Raw genomic sequence first — 17,741 nt, 5'->3', positions numbered from 1 at the left:
CGCCGTATACGAGAACCGTATGTACGGTGGTGTGAGAGGGACGGAGGTTAGTCACCTCCCCCTATCTCAATTGAATTGCGAGGAGTGATCGAATTGGTTGATTCAAAAAAACGATTGAGAAAAAAATTTTCAGCAAAATTGAATGCTTTGTCAACTGAGCAAAGAGCTAAAATAAATCGAGATTTACATGCGCAATTATTTCAACAAACAGAATGGAAGCAAGCATCAACAATTGGTGTGACAATTAGCTTAGAACATGAATGGGACACATGGACAATTATTGAGCAAGCTTGGCAAGAACATAAAAGAGTAGTCGTTCCGAAATGTAATCCAACAGATAAATCGATGACTTTTTATCAGATTGAAACAAAAGATGATCTAGCGATTCAATTTTATAACTTAATGGAACCTATCGAAACAAGAACAATCCGAGTTAATAAACAAGCAATTGATTTATTAATCGTTCCAGGTGTTGTTTTTGACGACCGTCATTATCGAATTGGTCATGGTGGAGGTTATTATGATCGATTTTTAGCTGATTTTTCAGCTAACACGGTAAGTTTGGTTTGGCAAGGTCAAATGATTAGCAAAATTAAAAATGAACCATTCGATCAGCCAGTAAAGCAATTGCTTGTCTCACAACAGTCAGATGATTAATTAATATTCAATTTTTGAATCAGCTGTTCATAATTACCTTGATCGTCAGTAAATAAGACGTATAAGTGTTGATGATTTTTGGCTAACAAGATTAATGGCATAAAGCCACCATTAATTTGTTGTTCACGAATCCGCAGAAGATAATTTTTATACAATCCTTCCCAAAGTTGTGCAATGACACGGTTTGAATCAGCTTCTGTTAAGCCGGGTAATGGTGTCTTTTGATATTGTGTCAGTTTAATCAGTGGAATCTGATAATAAAGATTTGGATCAATCTGATAGTAATCAATTAACTCAGACCAATTTTTTTCTAATATTTTATTCGTATTGTTTATTAATTTATCAGCAACCATCTTTTCTTGTTTTGTATTTGGAGTTTGAAAACTATCAGAATCAGTAACGTAAAGTTGTGCTGTTGACATCTGATTAGCACTCATAATTTGACTGGCAGGATGATGGAGTTCAAGATAGTGATAACTGATTGCTTGATATAGACTATTAGGCAGGGCGAGTAAGTCTGTTTTTTGACTGAGTTGAGACGTTGTTTGACTCCACTTTGATTGAACACTAACAAGTTGACCATCTTTAAAAAGCAGTCCGACATCTTGATTTAAATAGGAATTAAGTTCATGTGATGATACGATTTCCCAAGTCAAAATGGACCGCTCATTGTCAGATCGGTTTACTGTTAGCTTTGTTGCAGTTTCTGAAAATGTAGCTTCTGAATCGATCGGAAAATAATTCAATGTCGTAATCGTTAATTGGTTCAATTGGTACGCCATAATGATTATTAATATAAAAGATAGGAATAAGACGATAAAATTACGCATACACATCACCTCAGGTTTGCAAATTTAGCGCAAGCTTGTCTTTTTAATGTTAATTATAACTATGAATTAATGATAAGAATTAGTATAATATTAAGGTTAAATATAAAAATTTTAATTTGGAATCGTGTTTTGTGAATGAATAATTATTTTACTGTATAAAGACAGTATTAAATTATTATTTTGCTGAAATGCGATATAATTACATAGTTGAAAGGGGAACTTTTAATGCAAAATTATTTATTAGGTGTGGATATTGGTGGTACGTCAATTAAATTAGGAATCATTACTGAACAAGGTGAAATATTTGATAAATGGGAGATTCCAACGAAAATAAAAGATCAGGCAGATCAAATTCCGTCTGATATTTGGCAATCGATTAGTCAAAAGTTATCAGAACATAAGATATCGAATCAGCAATTAATCGGTATTGGTGCAGGTGCTCCTGGTTTTGTGATCGCTGAGACGGGAGATATAGCAGAAGCGGTTAATTTAGGGTGGGAAAATTTCCCTCTAGGTACCTTATTACATGAGCTGTCTGGTTTACCTGTCTATATTGAAAATGATGCAAATATTGCTGCACTAGGAGAAAACTGGTTAGGTTCTGGTGAACTTTCGAACTATTTAGTGATGGTGACGTTAGGAACTGGTGTGGGTGGAGGCATTATTGTTAATGGTAAAATCGTCAGTGGTGTAAATGGTACGGCTGGTGAAATTGGTCATATGACAATGGATTCAAGTGGATATCGTTGTAATTGTGGTCGAAAAGGCTGTTTAGAAACGATCGCTTCTGCTACTGGTATTAGTCGAATTGCAGAAGAAAAAATCAAGCAATTTAAAGATTCTATTTTAGTCACAATTTTTAACAAAAAAAATAAACTAACGGCAAAAGATGTCTTTGATGCATATAAAACCAATGATGCTTGTGCTGTTGAAGTTGTGGAACAAATCACTGATCAATTAGGTTTAGCGATCGCGAATATTGCTACGATCATTAACCCTGAAAAAATCCTAATTGGTGGTGGTGTTTCAAAAGCCGGGGATGCACTATTAAACCCATTAAAAAAAGCTTATCAAAAGTATGCATTACCACGTTCCAATGAAGGAAGTTCATTTGAAATCGCTCGATTAGGAAATGATGCAGGGATCGTTGGAGGGGCGTATTTAGTTAAGCAAAACCAAGCTTAGGAAATTTAGTTATAAAGAATTGTAACTTTTTATAAATTTATTCCGTCTAGTTATATAGTGAGATAATTAGTAGACAAAGAGAAATGTTTTTAGTTCAAGGGGGCTTCTTACAATGTTCACTACAAGAAACAAATTAGATTTATATGTTTTAGTTACTGCTCTTTTTGGTGCGAAAACATATTTAGTTTATCGATTCTTTTTTAATCTAAATTTGGAAAACACAATGCAAGAATTAATCTTATTTATTAATCCTTTTGTGAGTGCTTTTCTCGTATTTGGAATAACTGTATGGCTAAAAGAATCAAAACAACTAAAGTACATTCGCTATGTAAGTTTGCTCGGGACACTTATTTTGTATTTTAATCTATTATTCTACCGTAATTTTGGTGACTTTTTGACATTGCCAGTCCTATTTCAAGGAAGTAATGCAGGTGATCTAGGCTCAAGTACATTTGCCTCACTACGAGTCCAAGATATCTTCATCTTCATTGATTTAGTTATCATTTGGCGATTGACTAAGAAAGATCGAACAGATTTAGCAGTTAACCTTGTCAGCAAGCAAAAGAAATTGGTTTTAAGTCTGTCAATATTATTATTATTAGGCAACTATATTTTAGCTGAGATTGAACGCCCACAACTACTACAGCGAGGTTTTGATCGAGAGTATTTAGTGAAAAATATTGGTTTGTTCAATTTTCATATTTATGATCTTGTCCAGCAATCTCACTCGCAAGTTCAACGTGTTTTTGCAGATGGTAATGAGTTATTTGAGATCGTCAACTATGTTGATCAAAACGCAACAGATCAAGAAAAAACGTATTACTATGGCATAGCAGAAGGTAAAAATGTGATCTTTATTGCGCTCGAATCCGTCCAGTCTTTTGTGATTAATAATACGGTTTATGGAGAAGAAATCACGCCATTCTTAAACCAACTCATTGATGATAGTTTTTACTTTGAAAATTTCTATCACCAAACAGAGCAAGGAAAGACGTCAGATTCAGAGTTTATTATTGAAAATTCATTATATCCTTTACCAAGTGGTGCTGCTTACTTTACTCATAGTAGTAATACACTTCATTCAACACCACAAATTTTAGCGAATGAAGGCTACACATCTGCTGTCTTCCATGCAAACACAGGAAGCTTTTGGAATCGGAATACGATGTATGCTAATATTGGTATCGATCACTTTTATGATATTAATGCATATGAAGTTAATGAAATAAATAGTGTTGGTTGGGGATTAAAAGATAAAGAATTTTTTGAGCAATCAATGAAATATTTAACAACTTTGCCTGAACCGTATTACACCCGTTTTATTACGTTAACGAATCATCACCCATTTGAATTAGATGAAGAAGATGCAACCATTTCACAATACGATTCGAATTCTCGAACGTTAAATCGCTATTTCCAAACTGTTCGTTATTTAGATGAATCGATCGAGGAATTTTTTGAACTCCTAAAAGAAGCTGGTATTTATGAGGATTCAATTATTGTTTTAATGGGTGATCATTACGGGATAAGTGATTTTCATAATCGTGCAATGGCGACTTATTTAGATAAAGATGAAATTACCCCTTTTGATCACATTCAATTACAACGTGTCCCATTGTTTATTCATATTCCAGGACATGAGGGTGAAGTCATTTCTGATATAGCTGGCCAAATTGATATTAAACCGACATTATTATATTTATTAGGTGTCGATGATTCTAAAGATATTGGTTTTGGTACGAGTTTATTTGCGCCTAATCGAAAAGATTATATTGCTTTAAGGGATGGAAGTTTCATCTCAAATGAGCTTATTTTTACAAAAGATATTTATTATGATCGAGAAACTGGCGAAGAATTATTAAATTTAAATGAAGAAGATGAGTTAGATGTCACTGAAGTGAATCCATATGCTCATTTAAATGAACAAATTGAGCTAGAATTATCTTATTCAGATCGGATAATTTACGGTGATCTATTCCGCTTCTATAACTTTACAAATTAATGTTAAAAGCTCCTTGCAATTGTAGTAAGGGGCTTTAATTTTACTGGAGGTATATTTAATGCAATTTTATCAATTAAGTCTAGGTCAACTCGGAACAAACTGTTATATCGTTGCTAATAAAAAGCAAGCTTTGATTTTTGATCCTGGTGCAGAAGCGGATCGAGTCATTAATTATTTAACTGAACAAGATTTAAGCCCGATCGCAATACTACTTACACATGGTCACTTTGATCATATTGCTGCTGTCGATCAAATCCGAGACCATTACCAGATACCAGTCTCGATTCATTCCGCTGAAAAAGAATGGTTGATGTCACCTCAGCTAAATAGTTCAAGTTATTTTCCATTAGGAAAAGTCGTTATTAAACCAGCAGATAATCACATTGAACTTGGAAGCAGTTGGTTTGATGGGTTCGACTTTAATGTGATTCATACTCCTGGGCACTCACCAGGTGGAGTGACATTTATTTTTGAAAATGAAGCAACAATTATTTCGGGAGATTGTTTGTTTAAAGGTGGTATCGGTAGAACAGATTTAGTTGGTGGGAATCAGTCAGAGCTGATTGATTCGATTTTAAAGCTTTATCAATTTCCCGATCATTTCAAAGTCTTATCAGGACATGGACCAATCACGACGATAGGCGAAGAAAAAGCCGACAACCCATTTGTACGCGGATGACAAAGAGAGTTGCAATTATCGCAACTCTCTCAATTACTTTGGGATATTTCTAATTGATATGTTTTTATTTTTTGATATGGAGGTTCTCTAGTTGCTATTATCGTCATCTTATAAAAAGCTTCATTATCAAGTTTAAAGCTAACTTTAGCACGCCCATTCGGATAAACATACGTGTATGTTTCAGAATGATCAATCTGATCCCAGTCATTGATCATTGTTTGATATGTTAGTTGGTGGATCATATTTAATTGCAACTGTTCAATTTCTAATGTTGAAATTGTCTGTTCATTTTCTAATTGAGTAATGATTGCAATTGTAAAAAGCAAGATGATTGTAGACAAATAAAATAGATAAACAAACGTCGAACCAGTTTGATCATTGACTAAATAACGTAATAACTTTTTCATATTTTTGCTCCGATTTCATCTCCAATTTGATCAAGAGATATTGATCATTATATTCAATTGCTAACTGTTTAACGTCTCGAAGTAGAACCTCATGGCCAGTACGGTTCACTTGCCGTCGAATGGTATCATTATATTTTGACAAAACAATTTGCTCATTTGTTGACGTCGTTAGAATAATTCGATATTGATCTTTTTCACTCAGCTGATTACCTTGAACTTCATCTGTTGCGGCATGAAAAAACTGTTGAACTGAAAACCGTTCAGTTTGGGGTTGATGATGAATATTACTTGTTATTATCGGCGTTATTAGTAAGATCATCGCTAAAATTACTAGCGAAAGAAGTAATTCAACAATTGTAAACCCTCTTTCAGTTTGGAGGTTTAAAATAAACAAATACTTGCTCGAATTGATCTTTGACATTTTTCCAATCTCCTTGTCCGACAATTAAATCATTTTCTTGATAAAATATCATTTTCAAAGCAATTGTATCAACTTCAGTTGTTTCCGAGACTGGCAATTGATCTAGATCAATCATTTGAATTTCGTTGTAGAGATAATGATATACATCGACACGATTTGCAATTATTTTTTGTTCTAATTTTAATTGATTAATAATTGGTAAACAAACAGTAACCATCATTGTAGTTAGTGCTAAACAAATAAGCATTTCAATTAATAGAAACCCTTCTTCATTTATTTTGAACATAATAGGATCTTCCTTTACCAAATGGGAAATAAATAAAATACATTTCATTACTTGTTTCGATTCTGATTGTTCCCGGTCGACGTAATTGTCCGGTATGGGAAAAAGAGATTGGATTTCCTAATGTGGGTAGGGAGAGTTGCCAGTCACTAGGTATTTCTCTTCGTTTTAATGCTGGAACAATAGGGCTCGAACGAATTTCGTATTTATTTTGTTCTGGAGTAAATTGAATGACATAGTTATTTGATGTTGCCATCGATTGTTTTTGTAAATAAAGTAAATCTAATTCAAACTGTTGATACCACAGATCAAAACTTAGTTGACTCGGTTGTTTGTCGTAGTTGTAGAGACTAAAAAACCAAATCACTTGAATCATAGCTAAAATAATTAAAACTTCAACTAGGGTGAAGCCAGTTTGATTAGTTTTCATTGTCAATAAAGTCAATATGATCTGGATCACCGTCAACATAAATAAGGATTCTCTGTCCATTTGCAATTTCATCTGTTGAAAGATAACCTTCTTCAACGAGTTGTTTAATCGAACTCGGTTTCCGGCCTTTTTCAATGTAATATACTTGCGTTTGATTCTCGGCCATTTTAATCAATGTTTCTTCACTATTTTTATTAATATTCTCATTTTGATCAGCTAAATTGGGTACGACTAAAATTAATAACAAGGTAATTACTGCCAAGACAATCAACATTTCAATCAGTGTGAATCCATTTTCTTCTTTAATCATAATTTCAGCTCCTATATTGTTTGAATGAGTTGTAACATTGGTAATAGAATCGATAAGTAAATTAGAACGACACTAATACCAATAATAATTAAGACGGTTGGTTGAATCACTTTAATTATTTTTAGGATAAATGACTGGGCTTGTTCAAGTAACAGTGTAGAATAAGTTTCTAAATCACGTTTCATGATCAGATGATTTGTTTGATTATCAAAAATAAAGATTAGCTGATCGTCAAAGTAGTTTCGATTTCTAATTGCTTGCGTTAAGCGGACGCCTTGATTGAGATCAGCTAAGAGTTGTGTACAATAATAACTCAGTAAAGTATCATGATTGTGGTTAATAATTAGTGTTAAACAATTTTTAAATGATAAATCTGTTTTAAGTAATGAGCTTAAATGGATTGCAAAGGTTAAGCTACAATACTTTTTAGCTAGTTTTGCAGTTAATGGAATGAAATTGATAACGGCAACTTTATGTTGGATCGTGATTTTATGTTTCATAACTGTTAGGACAATACCAGTGATAACGCAGACGATCATCGACATGTATAGGATAGAAAAAAAGCTACTAACAGTTCGCATCGAGACAAACAACATCAGTGAAGGTTGTGACTGTGTTGAATAGAGTTGAAGGAAAGCGGGGTAGACGTAGAGATCAATGAAAAATAGCACAACCAAAAAACTGACGAGCAGAACGATTGGATAGCGAATCGCTTGCTTGAATTTACCAAACAATTGAAGTTGTTGTTTAACAAATAAAACGCTCCGTTGAATTGCTGCAATTAAATTACCATGTTGTAAAGCAAAATAAATGAATGAAACAATTTGCTGATCGAATTGTAGCTCTTGCAAAATTTGGTCAAACTTTCGGCCATTTTTAAGTTCGTTGATTAATTGATCGATTGTGTGGCTCCAATTGCGGTGCCATTTCAATATTTGGAGCGCATCGAGAATCGAATAATCTTGTTCAAGTAATTGTGCGAGTTTTTCTAAGAATAGTGTTTGTTCATTGATCGAGAGTCTTGATTTGTTCTTCTTCAAGGATCTTGCTAGATGTGTAACCATGTGTGACTGCCTTTCTTTTTAATTGATTAAAAGTTAAATAATCTAATACTGTTTTGTCAAAAGTGTGTAAATAACGGGTGATTAAAGTGTTATCTAATAATTCTAAAATTGCACGACGACTTTCAATCGCTTGATCTTTAAAAAGTGGAATCAATTCAAGTGAGGCAATCGCCAGTAGATTTTGTTCAATATCAATAGGTTTAATGCCCATTTCAATTAAACGATGAATCGTCCCTAGTCCATTTTTCGCATGAAGTGTAGTTAAGACTAGATGACCAGTATATGCAGCATGAAAGACAAATTTCGCTGTCTGCTGATCACGTATTTCACCTACCATTAGAATATCTGGGTCATGTCTCAGAGCAGACTTTAAACCTGCTTGATAAGTAATACCGCTTTTTTCATTGACTTGGACTTGATGGATATTAACTAATTCTTTTTCAATTGGATCTTCTAGTGTAATAATTTGATAAGCCTGATCAGATAATAAATCTTCTAACAATGCATAAAGTAATGTAGTTTTTCCCGAGCCAGTCGGACCGGTTAGTAAAACAACTCCATTTCTTTTAATGATTGATTGTTTGAGTAGATGTACTTGATCTGGAAAGAGGAGTAGCTCCATTAATTTCAATGAAGTTTGTTTGGGAAGAATCCTAATTGCAAGGCTTTCACTTTGTTTCGTTGGAAGTGTAGACAAACGGAGATCATATTTAGTCGATTCGAGCTGGATGCTAATCGAACCATCTTGTGGTTTTCTCACTTCTCCAATATCCATACCTGCTGAAAACTTCAAGTAATTAAGCATTGATTGATAATGATTTGTCGATAGCTTTCTTTGTAGATAGCGTAAACCATGAATTCTGAAATAAACACTTGTTTGAACATTATTTGGATAAAAATGCAGGTCTGTTGCTTGTTTTGATACCGCCTCTAGCAGTAATTTTTCTAAATAGGTTGTAACTGAAAAGATAACGTTCACCTCACTCTCACCTGTAATATATCTTGACTAATTGTTTATTTCAAGTATGGGTAAAATATTGAAAAACAAAAACAGGTGATCTTTTCATGGCAAAAATCAAATTTGTGATGAAATTTATCAAATACTCGCTATAATAAGAGCAAGAAAAAATATTTTTAATTAGGGGGAATATTAATGAAAAGTATCTTTTTAGTAGGTTTTATGGGTAGTGGAAAGTCAACGATCGGCAAACAATTAGCTAAAAAACTCAAGTTAAATTATCTTGATACAGACGATCTAATTGAACAAACAGCTAATAAAAAAATTAAGACTATATTTGCTGAAGATGGAGAGAACGTATTTAGAGATTTAGAACATCAGGTTTTGACAAGTACCTCTGACCTAGGTTATGTCATCTCAACAGGAGGTGGCATTGTTGAAAGACAAGAAAACCGCGCATGGTTATCGACAAAACAAGTCGTTTACTTAAAGACAAGTTGGGAAACGATCAATGAAAGGTTACAAGCAGATCAAGATCGACCGATTTGGCAAGATCAATCACGAGATAAACAGCTCCTACTAACAAAAAGAGATTCTCTGTATCGGGATATTGCTAAGATCACGATTGAGACTGATAATCAAGGAGTAGATCAAATCGTTGACCAAATTTATTCAATTTTTGAATAAGTATTGATCGATCGGTAAAGCTAAGACAAAAAGGAGTTTTTAGTCATGGCTGATCAGACTTTTATTGAATTTATCATTGATCTCACATTAGATCATTATCAGAAACCGAAGGCTGAGCGAGAAAAATTGAAAGAGGAGAGAAAACAGCTTGTTTACTCCCCATATTCGCATAAGTGGTTTGGTCTGTTTCCGAGCACGATCAGGCAGTTGAGAGCTCATAATCAAAAAAAACAAGTCAAAACTAATCCTGCTTCAGATAAAAAAGACCACCGTTAATTAGCTCAATTTTAATTTTTGGCTGATAAATCGATTCTAAATTAACTTTTTCTTGTTGATAGAGAGTATCATCCATACTTGGATTGTGGGCTTTAAAGTAATCTAATAACTCAATTTCTTCAGTCAGGCTTTGAAATGATTCCTTTGCCCATTGATGCTCTTTTGTCTTCAATTGATCAATCAAGTAGGAGTCAATTCGCTTAAAGCCATTGATCGGTTTGATCAGTGGGGTCATCGGATAACAAAGATCCGGTACGGTCATGCTCCATTCTTTCTTTTGTAAAGTAAAAAACGCTTGATCAATGATTGTGCCATTAATTAAATGAATCCCATATGAATGAAGATGGTCAGATTGATTTTTCCCTAAATAAGTTGTTTTAATTGTGACAATTAACCACGGATATAACGGTGTTTGCTTTGTTGTTTTTGTTTGTTGATATAGTTTAGTGAATCGTCCTTTCACGAGACTGTCGTCAGCAATTTTTTTGAATCGATCTGTCGTAAAGTAAATATAATCGATTTCTTTTGTAGCTTTTGAGTGATTCGTTGTTAATTTTAACTGGAGCGGCTGTCCTTCTTGATTCAGTTTTCTGACATAATGCCAGTAAAAAGGGCGATTCATTAATCTTTCGTCCATCTCTTCAGTTAACTGAATCGTGAGCGTATCTTGATCTGCCTCGACATTACACTGATTTGCTTCAAAATAGTCAATTAAAAACTTATGAAGATTCTCGATTGTCATTGTTATCATCCTCTAGTTGATGCTCGTGAATTACTTCAGCCAAATTGTTTAATTTAATCTTAATCTCTCCAATACTTTGTGATTGATCAATAATTTGATTTATTTCTGTATCGATTGATTGGAGGTTTAAATCGGCTAAGATTTGATCAAGTTCACCGACAACTCGTTCAAATAAGTTGATTTTGTTATATAGTAAATTAAGCACATGATCTTCAATTGAATCTTCAATTGAAAAATTATAAATTTTAACATCATTTGTTTGACCGAAGCGGTGGATTCGACCAATTCGTTGCTCAATACGCATTGGATTCCATGGTAAGTCATAATTAATCAAGTGATGACAGAATTGCAAATTAATTCCCTCACCAGCAGCTTCAGTTGCAATCATAACTTGTGCATGATCTTTAAATAATTGTTTCATCCAATCTTTTTTTCCTCGTTTAAAACCACCACGAAAGAGAACGGAACTGATTCCATGTTCATTTAAAAGCCATTGCAAGTAAACTTGTGTCGCTCGATACTCAGTAAAAACGATACATTTGTCATCAATTGATTGGATCAGCTCGATCAATTTTATTGCCTTTGCATGATGTGGTAACTGCTTTAACTGTTCTATTAGTCGAGGAACATCTTTAGCATCAGATTTATTTAAGGTTAGATAAAGAGCTTCTCTTGATGAACAAAACTCCCGTAAGTGTAGAATTTTTGTTGCATTATGATTAAAAATTGGTGCTTGTTCAAGTTCTTGATAAAAATCTTTTTCAGGTTTTGTAAATTGAATTAATACATTTTCAACTTTACGTGCTTTCGTATTTAAGATTGTGTCTTGTCTTAAATTTCGAATCATCACTTTTTTGATCACTTTCTTTAATTCTTGATCAAGAGTTTTAGAACCCTGGGTATATGTTTTTGTAAATGTGTCTTGGTCACCAAGTAGTCCAGGTTTGAGTAGACTGACTAAATTAAATAGATCATCCAACTTATTTTGGATCGGCGTAGCGGTTAGTAGTAAACAATATTTTTTAGAAATTGCTCGGACAAATTGATAGTTTTTTGTTTGTTTATTTTTTAACTTATGAGCTTCATCAATTAGCAACAAATCATACTGTTGTTCCAAAATTATGCTTCTATGCGGTTCTCTTTTCGCTAGGTCAATTGATGTAATTTGTATGTTATTTAGTGTCCAGTCTGGATTTTTCTTTGCGATTGTCGTTTTAATAAAAAATTTTTCGTATAATTCGCTAGCCCATTGATTGACTAGGGAAGCGGGAACAATAATTAGCACTTTCTTAATCAGACGTCGTGTTAAATATTCTTTTAAAATTAAACCTGCTTCAATTGTTTTACCTAAACCAACTTCATCAGCAAGGATTGCGCGCCCGTTCATATCGTTAATCACCTTTTTAGCTGTTTGAATTTGATGTGGGAGAAACTGAACATTTTTTAGCTGATTGAGCGCGGTCAATTGTTTTGAATCAGGAATTAATAACGTTTCTGCAACTTGATAAGCACGTTTAAATGAATCCCAATTAGCTAATTGTTGGTTTTCCTCTAGTTGAGTTAAAAGTTGTTCGATAAATGTTTGGTCACGTATTAGTTCAATATGCATAAGCTAACCTACCTTTTAAGCAAACTAGTTTTAGTATATCCAAATCCATGATTTCAATGTAAGTTGCTTGATATTGACGCTTGATTTTACTCAAACAAAAAAAGGAGCTCATTTTGAGTTCCTTTCAAGCTAATAGCTAGTGACTATTGTTAGTAATTCGGTTTTTTTACTTTTTTGATTTTACCATTCCATTGTTTAAAACCAGTTTTTAAATGTGAAAGGTCTTGATAGCCCTGTTTATGAAGAATCGTGGCAGCCCGTCGTGATCGTGAGCCAGATTGGCAATAAAGATAGACAGGTAAGTCTTTCCTTAATTCTTTTGTTCGTTGTTTTAATTGTGTAACAGGAATATTTCTAGCTCCTAAAATATAACCAGCATCATATTCATTTTTTTCACGCACATCAATTAATTGTGCTTTTCGATACCCTTTTTTAAATTCTTCTTCTGACAAGCTTTTTAATACGCGGCTCGTTTTAAAGTAACGATATCCTAAATAACCAAAATAAATGATTAGAATTGAGAGGATAATGACCCAATCCCAAGCAATTGCTAAAATAAACGGCATAATTCTTTCCCCTTTTTTATAAACTAGTCTTATTATACGATAAATCAATCATTTTTCAAAATAAAATTGGTTGAGCTCGATTGAGCAACTAATAAATAACTTGTCTAAATTGGGAATCTAATGTATTCTTTAATTGATAATTGAATTGATGATCGTCATTAATCAATTAGAAATTGGGGGAAGTATATGCCAACACCAAGTATGGAAGACTATATTGAACAAATTTATTTGTTAATTGATACAAAAGGATATGCACGAGTATCTGATATTGCTGAGGGACTTGATGTTCACCCTTCATCTGTGACGAAAATGGTGCAAAAATTAGATAAAGACGGCTATTTAAACTATGAAAAGTACCGTGGTCTTATTCTAACTAAACGTGGTGAAAAGATTGGTGAGCGTCTTGTTTACCGTCATGACCTTCTAGAACAATTTTTAGAAATTATCGGTGTCGATCATGATAAAATTTACGAAGATGTTGAGGGAATTGAACATCATTTAAGCTGGAATGCGATTGATCGAATTGGTAATTTAGTTCAGTACCTTAAAATGAATCCGGAACGTCAAAAAGAATTGATTGAGATGTCAGAGCAAATAGATGAATAAATGTTAAAAAGGGGTTATTGCTTTAGTGCAGTCACCTTTTTTATTTGTTATTTTGCAAATCACGGTACGGAAGCAGTGCTTTAAATCTTGCTTCATGCATAAATTTTATTATCAGTTAATAAAAGGAGCATGAAGATGAAAATTGACGCTGTTTTTTCAGGTGGTGGAGTGAAGGCTTTTGCTTTTCTTGGCGCCCTAGAAGCGTTAGAGAATAAAAATTATCAAATTGTTCGTGCTGCTGGGAGTTCGGCAGGAGCGATTGTTGCCGGCTTACTTGCGGCAGGTTATAAAGTAAATGAATTGAATCAAATTATGCTAAGTAAGGATTTAAAAGTGTTGTTGGACAGTACTAAACTTGAGAAGTATTTGCCTTTTTTGAAATGGTTGTCGCTTTACCGTAGTTTTGGTCTATATAAAGGACATTTATTTGAAAAATGGATTGAAGATCTTCTTGCAGATAAAGGTGTCTACACTTTCGCTGATTTAGAGAGGGATCAGTTAAAATTAACCGTTGCTGATTTATCAATTGGGCGGTTAGTTGTTCTCCCTGATGATTTACAACAGGTTTATGGCTTATCACCAGAACGTTTTTCTGTTGCCAAAGCGATTCGAATGAGTGCAGGATTACCATATTTTTTTAGACCGATAAAACTATACGATCAGGAAGCAAAAAAACATTTGATGGTCGATGGTGCTTTGTTAAGTAGCTTGCCATTATGGTTATTTAAGAGCCCAGATCAAAAGGCTATTCGACCGGTGATTGGTTTTCAATTACAATCAAAAGAAAAGTATTTTACTAATTTCAACATAAACAATGGCTTACAATTTAGTAAAACATTGATTGGTACGATGAGGCATGCTCAGGATTTGCGTTATATTTCTAAACACGAGCAACCTAACATTGTATTTTTAGATACTGATCATGTGAGTGTCGCTGATTTTTCGTTATCAAGACAGGTAAGAGAAGAACTGATCGAAACTGGGAAAGAAAAAACCACTCAATTTTTAATCCGGTCATTTTAATGAACAATTTTAATTGAATTTGCTGATCTTTAAAAATACCCCGATTGGAAAGTTTAAACCATTCGGGGTATCTAATGATATTTTTTACTTATAGAGACATCGGATCGTTTTTTGCTGGTTTTTTCCCATCGATTACACGCAAATGAGGTGGATTAGCTTTTCTTTTGTTAGGAATAGAGGTTACTTTTTTATATTGAGAGTTATTTAGTAGGTGCTCGCTTTTTTGGCGCTGTCGTTTTTGAGATTGTTTAGCGGCTCTTCGGTATTTTCTTAGTTCATCATTTTTGGTCCTTCGTCGATAGCGGACAAAGAAAACAATCAGAATACAAGTCAATATTATACTAGAAAATAAAAGTAAACCTTTAATGAATTGGTTTGGACTGGTAATTAGCGTACTGACTAATCCAAGCGTAGCAAGAAGAGTAATGACAATCATGAACGGTGTAAACGTTTTTTTATTTATCATCTGATAACCTCTTTTCGATTAAATTTTAATTTTTGATCGCGGGCTTAATTGAATTATATTGTGATATTCTTATATTCCCTTAAATCATCGATTATTAATCGTTAAATTTTAGTATCGACAGATTTTTATTATTTATACAGGATTCGACAATTAATGAATAGCTTCATCTATCTTGGTAAATCTATGATAGAGGTGATGATCATGCAACAATTAAAGGGAAAAAAAGAATCGATTAAAGATTTAAAACGAAGAGTTGCAATCACAGGTATATTTGCTGGGTTAATTTGGTCAACAGTCTGGGCGGTTTCTAGTTATTTTAATTTTACTGAATTGTCACCCAGTTCATTTATGCTAGAAATTTGGTACGATGCAAAGTGGATCCATCGCTGGTATGGTGAAATGTTATCAATATTATTGATAAGTATAGTATCAATCTTAGTTGCGTATGTGTATTATTGGTTGTTTCGAAAATTAACAGGGATCTTACCTGGATTAGTTTATGGAGTTGTTATTTGGTTACTTCTTATCTTAATAAGTTCTAGCTTATTTGTCCATATCCCTAACCTAAATGAACTAAAGATTAACACAATTGTCACAATGTTAGCAGTTTTTATTCTTTATGGTGTCTTTATCGGTTATACGATCTCATATGACTTTATAGATCAACCAACAAAAAAAGTAACTTAGACTAGTAAAAATTTAGTCAAACTGTCGAGTAATATGGTACACTAAAAGATATGGAGATAGGAATCAAATGAAGGGTGGAACGGATCAATGACGAAATTGACAAAATTAAGACAAGCTTTAAGTGATCAAGATTTGGATGGGTTGATTATTACAAATTCATATAATCGTCGCTACATAACAGGTTTTACAGGTACAGCAGGATTAGCGCTTATTACGAAAGATGAACAGATTTTTCTAACAGATTTTCGCTATACTGAACAAGCCGCAGAACAAGCGATTGGCTTTGAGATTATTCAACATAAACAATCAATCATTAAAGAATTAGCAGAACAAATTAAAAAACGTTCTTTAAAAAATGTTGGATTTGAGCAAGATGATTTATCATATGCGATGTATCAGCAATATGATGAGGCAATTACAGCTAAGTTCATTCCAACAGCTCAAATTGTCGAAAAAATTCGGATGATTAAAACAGAAGATGAGCTTCAAATTATGTACAAAGCCGCAGAAATTGCTGACTTAGCTTATGATTATGTATTAAAAACAGTTGAGCCAGGAATGACTGAGATCGAAGTTTCAAATATGCTTGAATTTGAAATGAGAAAACATGGGGCAACTGAATCGAGCTTTGATACGATTGTAGCATCAGGCTATCGCTCTGCATTACCGCACGGTGTGGCATCAAATAAAAAAATTCAAACTGGTGAGTTAGTTACATTAGATTTTGGTGCGTTGTATAATGGCTATTGCTCAGATATTACTCGAACATTTGCTGTCGGTGAAATTTCTGATCAATTACAAGAAATATATGCTACAGTTCTCCAAGCGCACTTAAATGGTTTAGCTGGTATCAAAGCTGGAATGACGGGCAAAGAGGCAGACGCGTTAGCAAGAGATCATATTAAAGCAAAAGGCTATGGCGAGTACTTTGGTCATGGCACAGGACACGGCTTAGGGTTAGAAGTTCATGAAGAGCCAAGATTATCACCAATGGGTAATATCGTTCTGCAAGAAAATATGGTCGTAACGGTTGAACCAGGGATTTATATTCCGAATGTTGGTGGTTGCCGAATTGAAGATGATATTATTATTACGACAGATGGTAATAAGAGCTTGAACAAAGCACCAAAAGAGCTTATTATTTTATAAGCAAATGATCTATATAAAAAGGTTTTGGGGAGGATTTTTATGATTTCAGTAAACGATTTTAAAACAGGCGTCACAATTGAGTTTGACAATGATATTTGGCAAGTGATTGAATTTCAGCATGTCAAACCTGGTAAGGGAGCAGCCTTTGTTCGTTCAAAATTAAAAAGCTTGAGAAATGGCTACATTCAAGATAAAACATTCCGTGCAGGAGAAAAAGTTTCGCGTGCACATATCGAGAGACAAGATATGCAATATCTATATGAAGCTGGTGATATGTATACATTTATGAACATGGAAACATATGAGCAAATTGAGATTGCAAAATCCCAAATTGAGCATGAGGCTAAATTCTTAATTGAAAATATGGAAGTAAACGTGATTTCATTTCAAGGTGAAATTCTTGGAGTCACGCTCCCAATTAACATTGAGTTAACGGTTGTTGAAGCAGATCCTGGTGTTAAAGGTAATACTGTCAGTGGAGGATCGAAATCAGCAGTCCTCGAAACAGGCTTATTGATCCAAGTACCAATGTTTATCAATGAAGGCGATAAAGTTGTTATTAATACGACAGAAGGCAAATACGTCTCGCGTGTAAATTAATTTAAATAGACTGAGTAGAAGATTCGATTCTACTCAGTCTATTTTTTTGGGTTTAGATTGATTAACTAGATTGTCATAATCAAACTAGTGGATCATATATTAGA

At 33.7% G+C, this 17,741-nt stretch carries 23 protein-coding genes; 11 read left to right on the top strand and 12 right to left on the bottom strand.

Going from position 1 to position 17,741, the window contains the following annotated elements; translation table 11 throughout:
• Positions 1-93: 93 nt before the first annotated feature.
• Positions 94-657, top strand: a complete 564-nt coding sequence (locus ABD814_RS05440; RefSeq protein ID WP_344911131.1) for a 5-formyltetrahydrofolate cyclo-ligase — start codon at positions 94-96, stop codon at positions 655-657.
• Here the strand turns inward: ABD814_RS05440 and ABD814_RS05435 are convergent.
• Positions 654-1,487 carry a hypothetical protein gene (locus tag ABD814_RS05435; RefSeq protein ID WP_344911128.1) on the bottom strand — a complete coding sequence of 278 codons (834 nt, stop codon included), beginning with the start codon at positions 1,485-1,487 and terminating at the stop codon, positions 654-656. The two genes, ABD814_RS05440 and ABD814_RS05435, sit on opposite strands and share 4 nt — an antisense overlap.
• 225 nt (positions 1,488-1,712) lie before the next feature.
• Between ABD814_RS05435 and ABD814_RS05430 the strand changes: the two genes are divergently transcribed.
• The 3 genes from ABD814_RS05430 to ABD814_RS05420 all read left to right on the top strand — a co-directional run bounded on the left by ABD814_RS05430 (position 1,713) and on the right by ABD814_RS05420 (position 5,353).
• Positions 1,713-2,672 (top strand): ROK family glucokinase, encoded by a 960-nt coding sequence (locus ABD814_RS05430; protein WP_344911127.1) that lies wholly within the window; start codon positions 1,713-1,715, stop codon positions 2,670-2,672.
• A gap of 112 nt (positions 2,673-2,784) precedes the next feature.
• The gene (locus ABD814_RS05425; RefSeq protein WP_344911126.1) at positions 2,785-4,674 is read left to right on the top strand and encodes an LTA synthase family protein; all 1,890 of its coding nucleotides are present in this window, start codon (positions 2,785-2,787) and stop codon (positions 4,672-4,674) included.
• Between the two features lie 58 nt (positions 4,675-4,732).
• On the top strand, positions 4,733-5,353 hold the full coding sequence (locus tag ABD814_RS05420; RefSeq protein ID WP_344911124.1) for an MBL fold metallo-hydrolase: 621 nt from the start codon (positions 4,733-4,735) through the stop codon (positions 5,351-5,353).
• Positions 5,354-5,382: 29 nt separating this feature from the next.
• Here ABD814_RS05420 and ABD814_RS05415 read toward each other — a convergent pair whose 3' ends face one another.
• Genes ABD814_RS05415 through comGA form a run of 7 tightly spaced genes read right to left on the bottom strand, consistent with a single transcriptional unit; the run spans position 5,383 to position 9,247 of the window.
• Positions 5,383-5,760 (bottom strand): hypothetical protein, encoded by a 378-nt coding sequence (locus ABD814_RS05415; RefSeq protein ID WP_344911122.1) that lies wholly within the window; start codon positions 5,758-5,760, stop codon positions 5,383-5,385.
• Entirely contained in the window at positions 5,729-6,181 is a 453-nt protein-coding gene (gene comGF / locus ABD814_RS05410) for a competence type IV pilus minor pilin ComGF (protein ID WP_344911121.1), read from the bottom strand. Before comGF ends, ABD814_RS05415 begins: the two co-directional genes overlap by 32 nt.
• Positions 6,129-6,467 (bottom strand): hypothetical protein, encoded by a 339-nt coding sequence (locus tag ABD814_RS05405; RefSeq protein ID WP_344911120.1) that lies wholly within the window; start codon positions 6,465-6,467, stop codon positions 6,129-6,131. Before ABD814_RS05405 ends, comGF begins: the two co-directional genes overlap by 53 nt.
• Complete coding sequence (gene comGD / locus ABD814_RS05400; RefSeq protein ID WP_344911118.1) at positions 6,451-6,894, bottom strand: competence type IV pilus minor pilin ComGD; 444 nt, start codon at positions 6,892-6,894, stop codon at positions 6,451-6,453. The genes ABD814_RS05405 and comGD overlap by 17 nt, the downstream gene beginning before the upstream one ends.
• Complete coding sequence (gene comGC / locus ABD814_RS05395; protein ID WP_344911116.1) at positions 6,884-7,204, bottom strand: competence type IV pilus major pilin ComGC; 321 nt, start codon at positions 7,202-7,204, stop codon at positions 6,884-6,886. The genes comGD and comGC overlap by 11 nt, the downstream gene beginning before the upstream one ends.
• 11 nt (positions 7,205-7,215) lie before the next feature.
• Positions 7,216-8,268: a type II secretion system F family protein gene (locus ABD814_RS05390; protein ID WP_344911114.1), complete on the bottom strand. Its 1,053-nt coding sequence runs from the start codon at positions 8,266-8,268 to the stop codon at positions 7,216-7,218.
• Positions 8,210-9,247, bottom strand: a complete 1,038-nt coding sequence (gene comGA / locus ABD814_RS05385; RefSeq protein WP_344911113.1) for a competence type IV pilus ATPase ComGA — start codon at positions 9,245-9,247, stop codon at positions 8,210-8,212. The genes ABD814_RS05390 and comGA overlap by 59 nt, the downstream gene beginning before the upstream one ends.
• Positions 9,248-9,421: 174 nt before the next feature.
• Here comGA and ABD814_RS05380 point away from each other — a divergent pair, with 174 nt between their 5' ends.
• Positions 9,422-9,913: a shikimate kinase gene (locus tag ABD814_RS05380; RefSeq protein WP_344911112.1), complete on the top strand. Its 492-nt coding sequence runs from the start codon at positions 9,422-9,424 to the stop codon at positions 9,911-9,913.
• A 45-nt stretch (positions 9,914-9,958) separates the two neighbouring features.
• The gene (locus ABD814_RS05375) at positions 9,959-10,189 is read left to right on the top strand and encodes a YqzE family protein (RefSeq protein WP_344911110.1); all 231 of its coding nucleotides are present in this window, start codon (positions 9,959-9,961) and stop codon (positions 10,187-10,189) included.
• Here the strand turns inward: ABD814_RS05375 and ABD814_RS05370 are convergent.
• From ABD814_RS05370 to ABD814_RS05360, 3 genes are all read right to left on the bottom strand, one after another.
• Entirely contained in the window at positions 10,155-10,931 is a 777-nt protein-coding gene (locus ABD814_RS05370) for a YqhG family protein (RefSeq protein ID WP_344911108.1), read from the bottom strand. The two genes, ABD814_RS05375 and ABD814_RS05370, sit on opposite strands and share 35 nt — an antisense overlap.
• Positions 10,909-12,540 (bottom strand): DEAD/DEAH box helicase, encoded by a 1,632-nt coding sequence (locus tag ABD814_RS05365; protein WP_344911106.1) that lies wholly within the window; start codon positions 12,538-12,540, stop codon positions 10,909-10,911. Before ABD814_RS05365 ends, ABD814_RS05370 begins: the two co-directional genes overlap by 23 nt.
• A gap of 149 nt (positions 12,541-12,689) precedes the next feature.
• Positions 12,690-13,106: a rhodanese-like domain-containing protein gene (locus ABD814_RS05360; RefSeq protein WP_344911104.1), complete on the bottom strand. Its 417-nt coding sequence runs from the start codon at positions 13,104-13,106 to the stop codon at positions 12,690-12,692.
• A 186-nt stretch (positions 13,107-13,292) separates the two neighbouring features.
• Here ABD814_RS05360 and mntR point away from each other — a divergent pair, with 186 nt between their 5' ends.
• Both mntR and ABD814_RS05350 read left to right on the top strand, forming a co-directional pair.
• Positions 13,293-13,712 carry a transcriptional regulator MntR gene (mntR, locus tag ABD814_RS05355; RefSeq protein ID WP_344911102.1) on the top strand — a complete coding sequence of 140 codons (420 nt, stop codon included), beginning with the start codon at positions 13,293-13,295 and terminating at the stop codon, positions 13,710-13,712.
• A gap of 129 nt (positions 13,713-13,841) precedes the next feature.
• Complete coding sequence (locus tag ABD814_RS05350) at positions 13,842-14,735, top strand: patatin-like phospholipase family protein (protein ID WP_344911101.1); 894 nt, start codon at positions 13,842-13,844, stop codon at positions 14,733-14,735.
• An 88-nt stretch (positions 14,736-14,823) separates the two neighbouring features.
• Here the strand turns inward: ABD814_RS05350 and ABD814_RS05345 are convergent, their stop codons facing one another.
• On the bottom strand, positions 14,824-15,201 hold the full coding sequence (locus ABD814_RS05345; protein WP_344911099.1) for an SA1362 family protein: 378 nt from the start codon (positions 15,199-15,201) through the stop codon (positions 14,824-14,826).
• Between the two features lie 201 nt (positions 15,202-15,402).
• Between ABD814_RS05345 and ABD814_RS05340 the strand changes: the two genes are divergently transcribed.
• The 3 genes from ABD814_RS05340 (at position 15,403) to efp (ending at position 17,637) form a co-directional block, all read left to right on the top strand.
• Positions 15,403-15,888 (top strand): YqhR family membrane protein, encoded by a 486-nt coding sequence (locus ABD814_RS05340; RefSeq protein ID WP_344911097.1) that lies wholly within the window; start codon positions 15,403-15,405, stop codon positions 15,886-15,888.
• An 87-nt stretch (positions 15,889-15,975) separates the two neighbouring features.
• The gene (locus tag ABD814_RS05335) at positions 15,976-17,037 is read left to right on the top strand and encodes a M24 family metallopeptidase (RefSeq protein WP_344911095.1); all 1,062 of its coding nucleotides are present in this window, start codon (positions 15,976-15,978) and stop codon (positions 17,035-17,037) included.
• A gap of 39 nt (positions 17,038-17,076) precedes the next feature.
• On the top strand, positions 17,077-17,637 hold the full coding sequence (efp, locus tag ABD814_RS05330) for an elongation factor P (RefSeq protein ID WP_344911094.1): 561 nt from the start codon (positions 17,077-17,079) through the stop codon (positions 17,635-17,637).
• Positions 17,638-17,741 lie beyond the last annotated feature (104 nt).

The organism is Amphibacillus indicireducens, from assembly GCF_039539605.1.
Taxonomy (GTDB): domain Bacteria; phylum Bacillota; class Bacilli; order Bacillales; family Amphibacillaceae; genus Amphibacillus; species Amphibacillus indicireducens.
Note: the sequence above shows the minus strand (reverse complement) of the source record. Positions and strands in the feature narration are given on the sequence as shown.

Coding starts and splice junctions, on each gene's coding strand:
- ABD814_RS05435 (WP_344911128.1), bottom strand. CDS start 1,487: ATGCGTAATTTTATCGTCTTATTCCTATCTTTTATATTAATAATCATT.
- ABD814_RS05430 (WP_344911127.1), top strand. CDS start 1,713: ATGCAAAATTATTTATTAGGTGTGGATATTGGTGGTACGTCAATTAAA.
- ABD814_RS05425 (WP_344911126.1), top strand. CDS start 2,785: ATGTTCACTACAAGAAACAAATTAGATTTATATGTTTTAGTTACTGCT.
- ABD814_RS05420 (WP_344911124.1), top strand. CDS start 4,733: ATGCAATTTTATCAATTAAGTCTAGGTCAACTCGGAACAAACTGTTAT.
- ABD814_RS05415 (WP_344911122.1), bottom strand. CDS start 5,760: ATGAAAAAGTTATTACGTTATTTAGTCAATGATCAAACTGGTTCGACG.
- comGF (WP_344911121.1), bottom strand. CDS start 6,181: ATGTCAAAGATCAATTCGAGCAAGTATTTGTTTATTTTAAACCTCCAA.
- ABD814_RS05405 (WP_344911120.1), bottom strand. CDS start 6,467: ATGTTCAAAATAAATGAAGAAGGGTTTCTATTAATTGAAATGCTTATT.
- comGD (WP_344911118.1), bottom strand. CDS start 6,894: ATGAAAACTAATCAAACTGGCTTCACCCTAGTTGAAGTTTTAATTATT.
- comGC (WP_344911116.1), bottom strand. CDS start 7,204: ATGATTAAAGAAGAAAATGGATTCACACTGATTGAAATGTTGATTGTC.
- ABD814_RS05390 (WP_344911114.1), bottom strand. CDS start 8,268: ATGGTTACACATCTAGCAAGATCCTTGAAGAAGAACAAATCAAGACTC.
- ABD814_RS05380 (WP_344911112.1), top strand. CDS start 9,422: ATGAAAAGTATCTTTTTAGTAGGTTTTATGGGTAGTGGAAAGTCAACG.
- ABD814_RS05375 (WP_344911110.1), top strand. CDS start 9,959: ATGGCTGATCAGACTTTTATTGAATTTATCATTGATCTCACATTAGAT.
- ABD814_RS05370 (WP_344911108.1), bottom strand. CDS start 10,931: ATGACAATCGAGAATCTTCATAAGTTTTTAATTGACTATTTTGAAGCA.
- ABD814_RS05365 (WP_344911106.1), bottom strand. CDS start 12,540: ATGCATATTGAACTAATACGTGACCAAACATTTATCGAACAACTTTTA.
- ABD814_RS05360 (WP_344911104.1), bottom strand. CDS start 13,106: ATGCCGTTTATTTTAGCAATTGCTTGGGATTGGGTCATTATCCTCTCA.
- mntR (WP_344911102.1), top strand. CDS start 13,293: ATGCCAACACCAAGTATGGAAGACTATATTGAACAAATTTATTTGTTA.
- ABD814_RS05350 (WP_344911101.1), top strand. CDS start 13,842: ATGAAGATGAAAATTGACGCTGTTTTTTCAGGTGGTGGAGTGAAGGCT.
- ABD814_RS05345 (WP_344911099.1), bottom strand. CDS start 15,201: ATGATAAATAAAAAAACGTTTACACCGTTCATGATTGTCATTACTCTT.
- ABD814_RS05340 (WP_344911097.1), top strand. CDS start 15,403: ATGCAACAATTAAAGGGAAAAAAAGAATCGATTAAAGATTTAAAACGA.
- ABD814_RS05335 (WP_344911095.1), top strand. CDS start 15,976: ATGACGAAATTGACAAAATTAAGACAAGCTTTAAGTGATCAAGATTTG.
- efp (WP_344911094.1), top strand. CDS start 17,077: ATGATTTCAGTAAACGATTTTAAAACAGGCGTCACAATTGAGTTTGAC.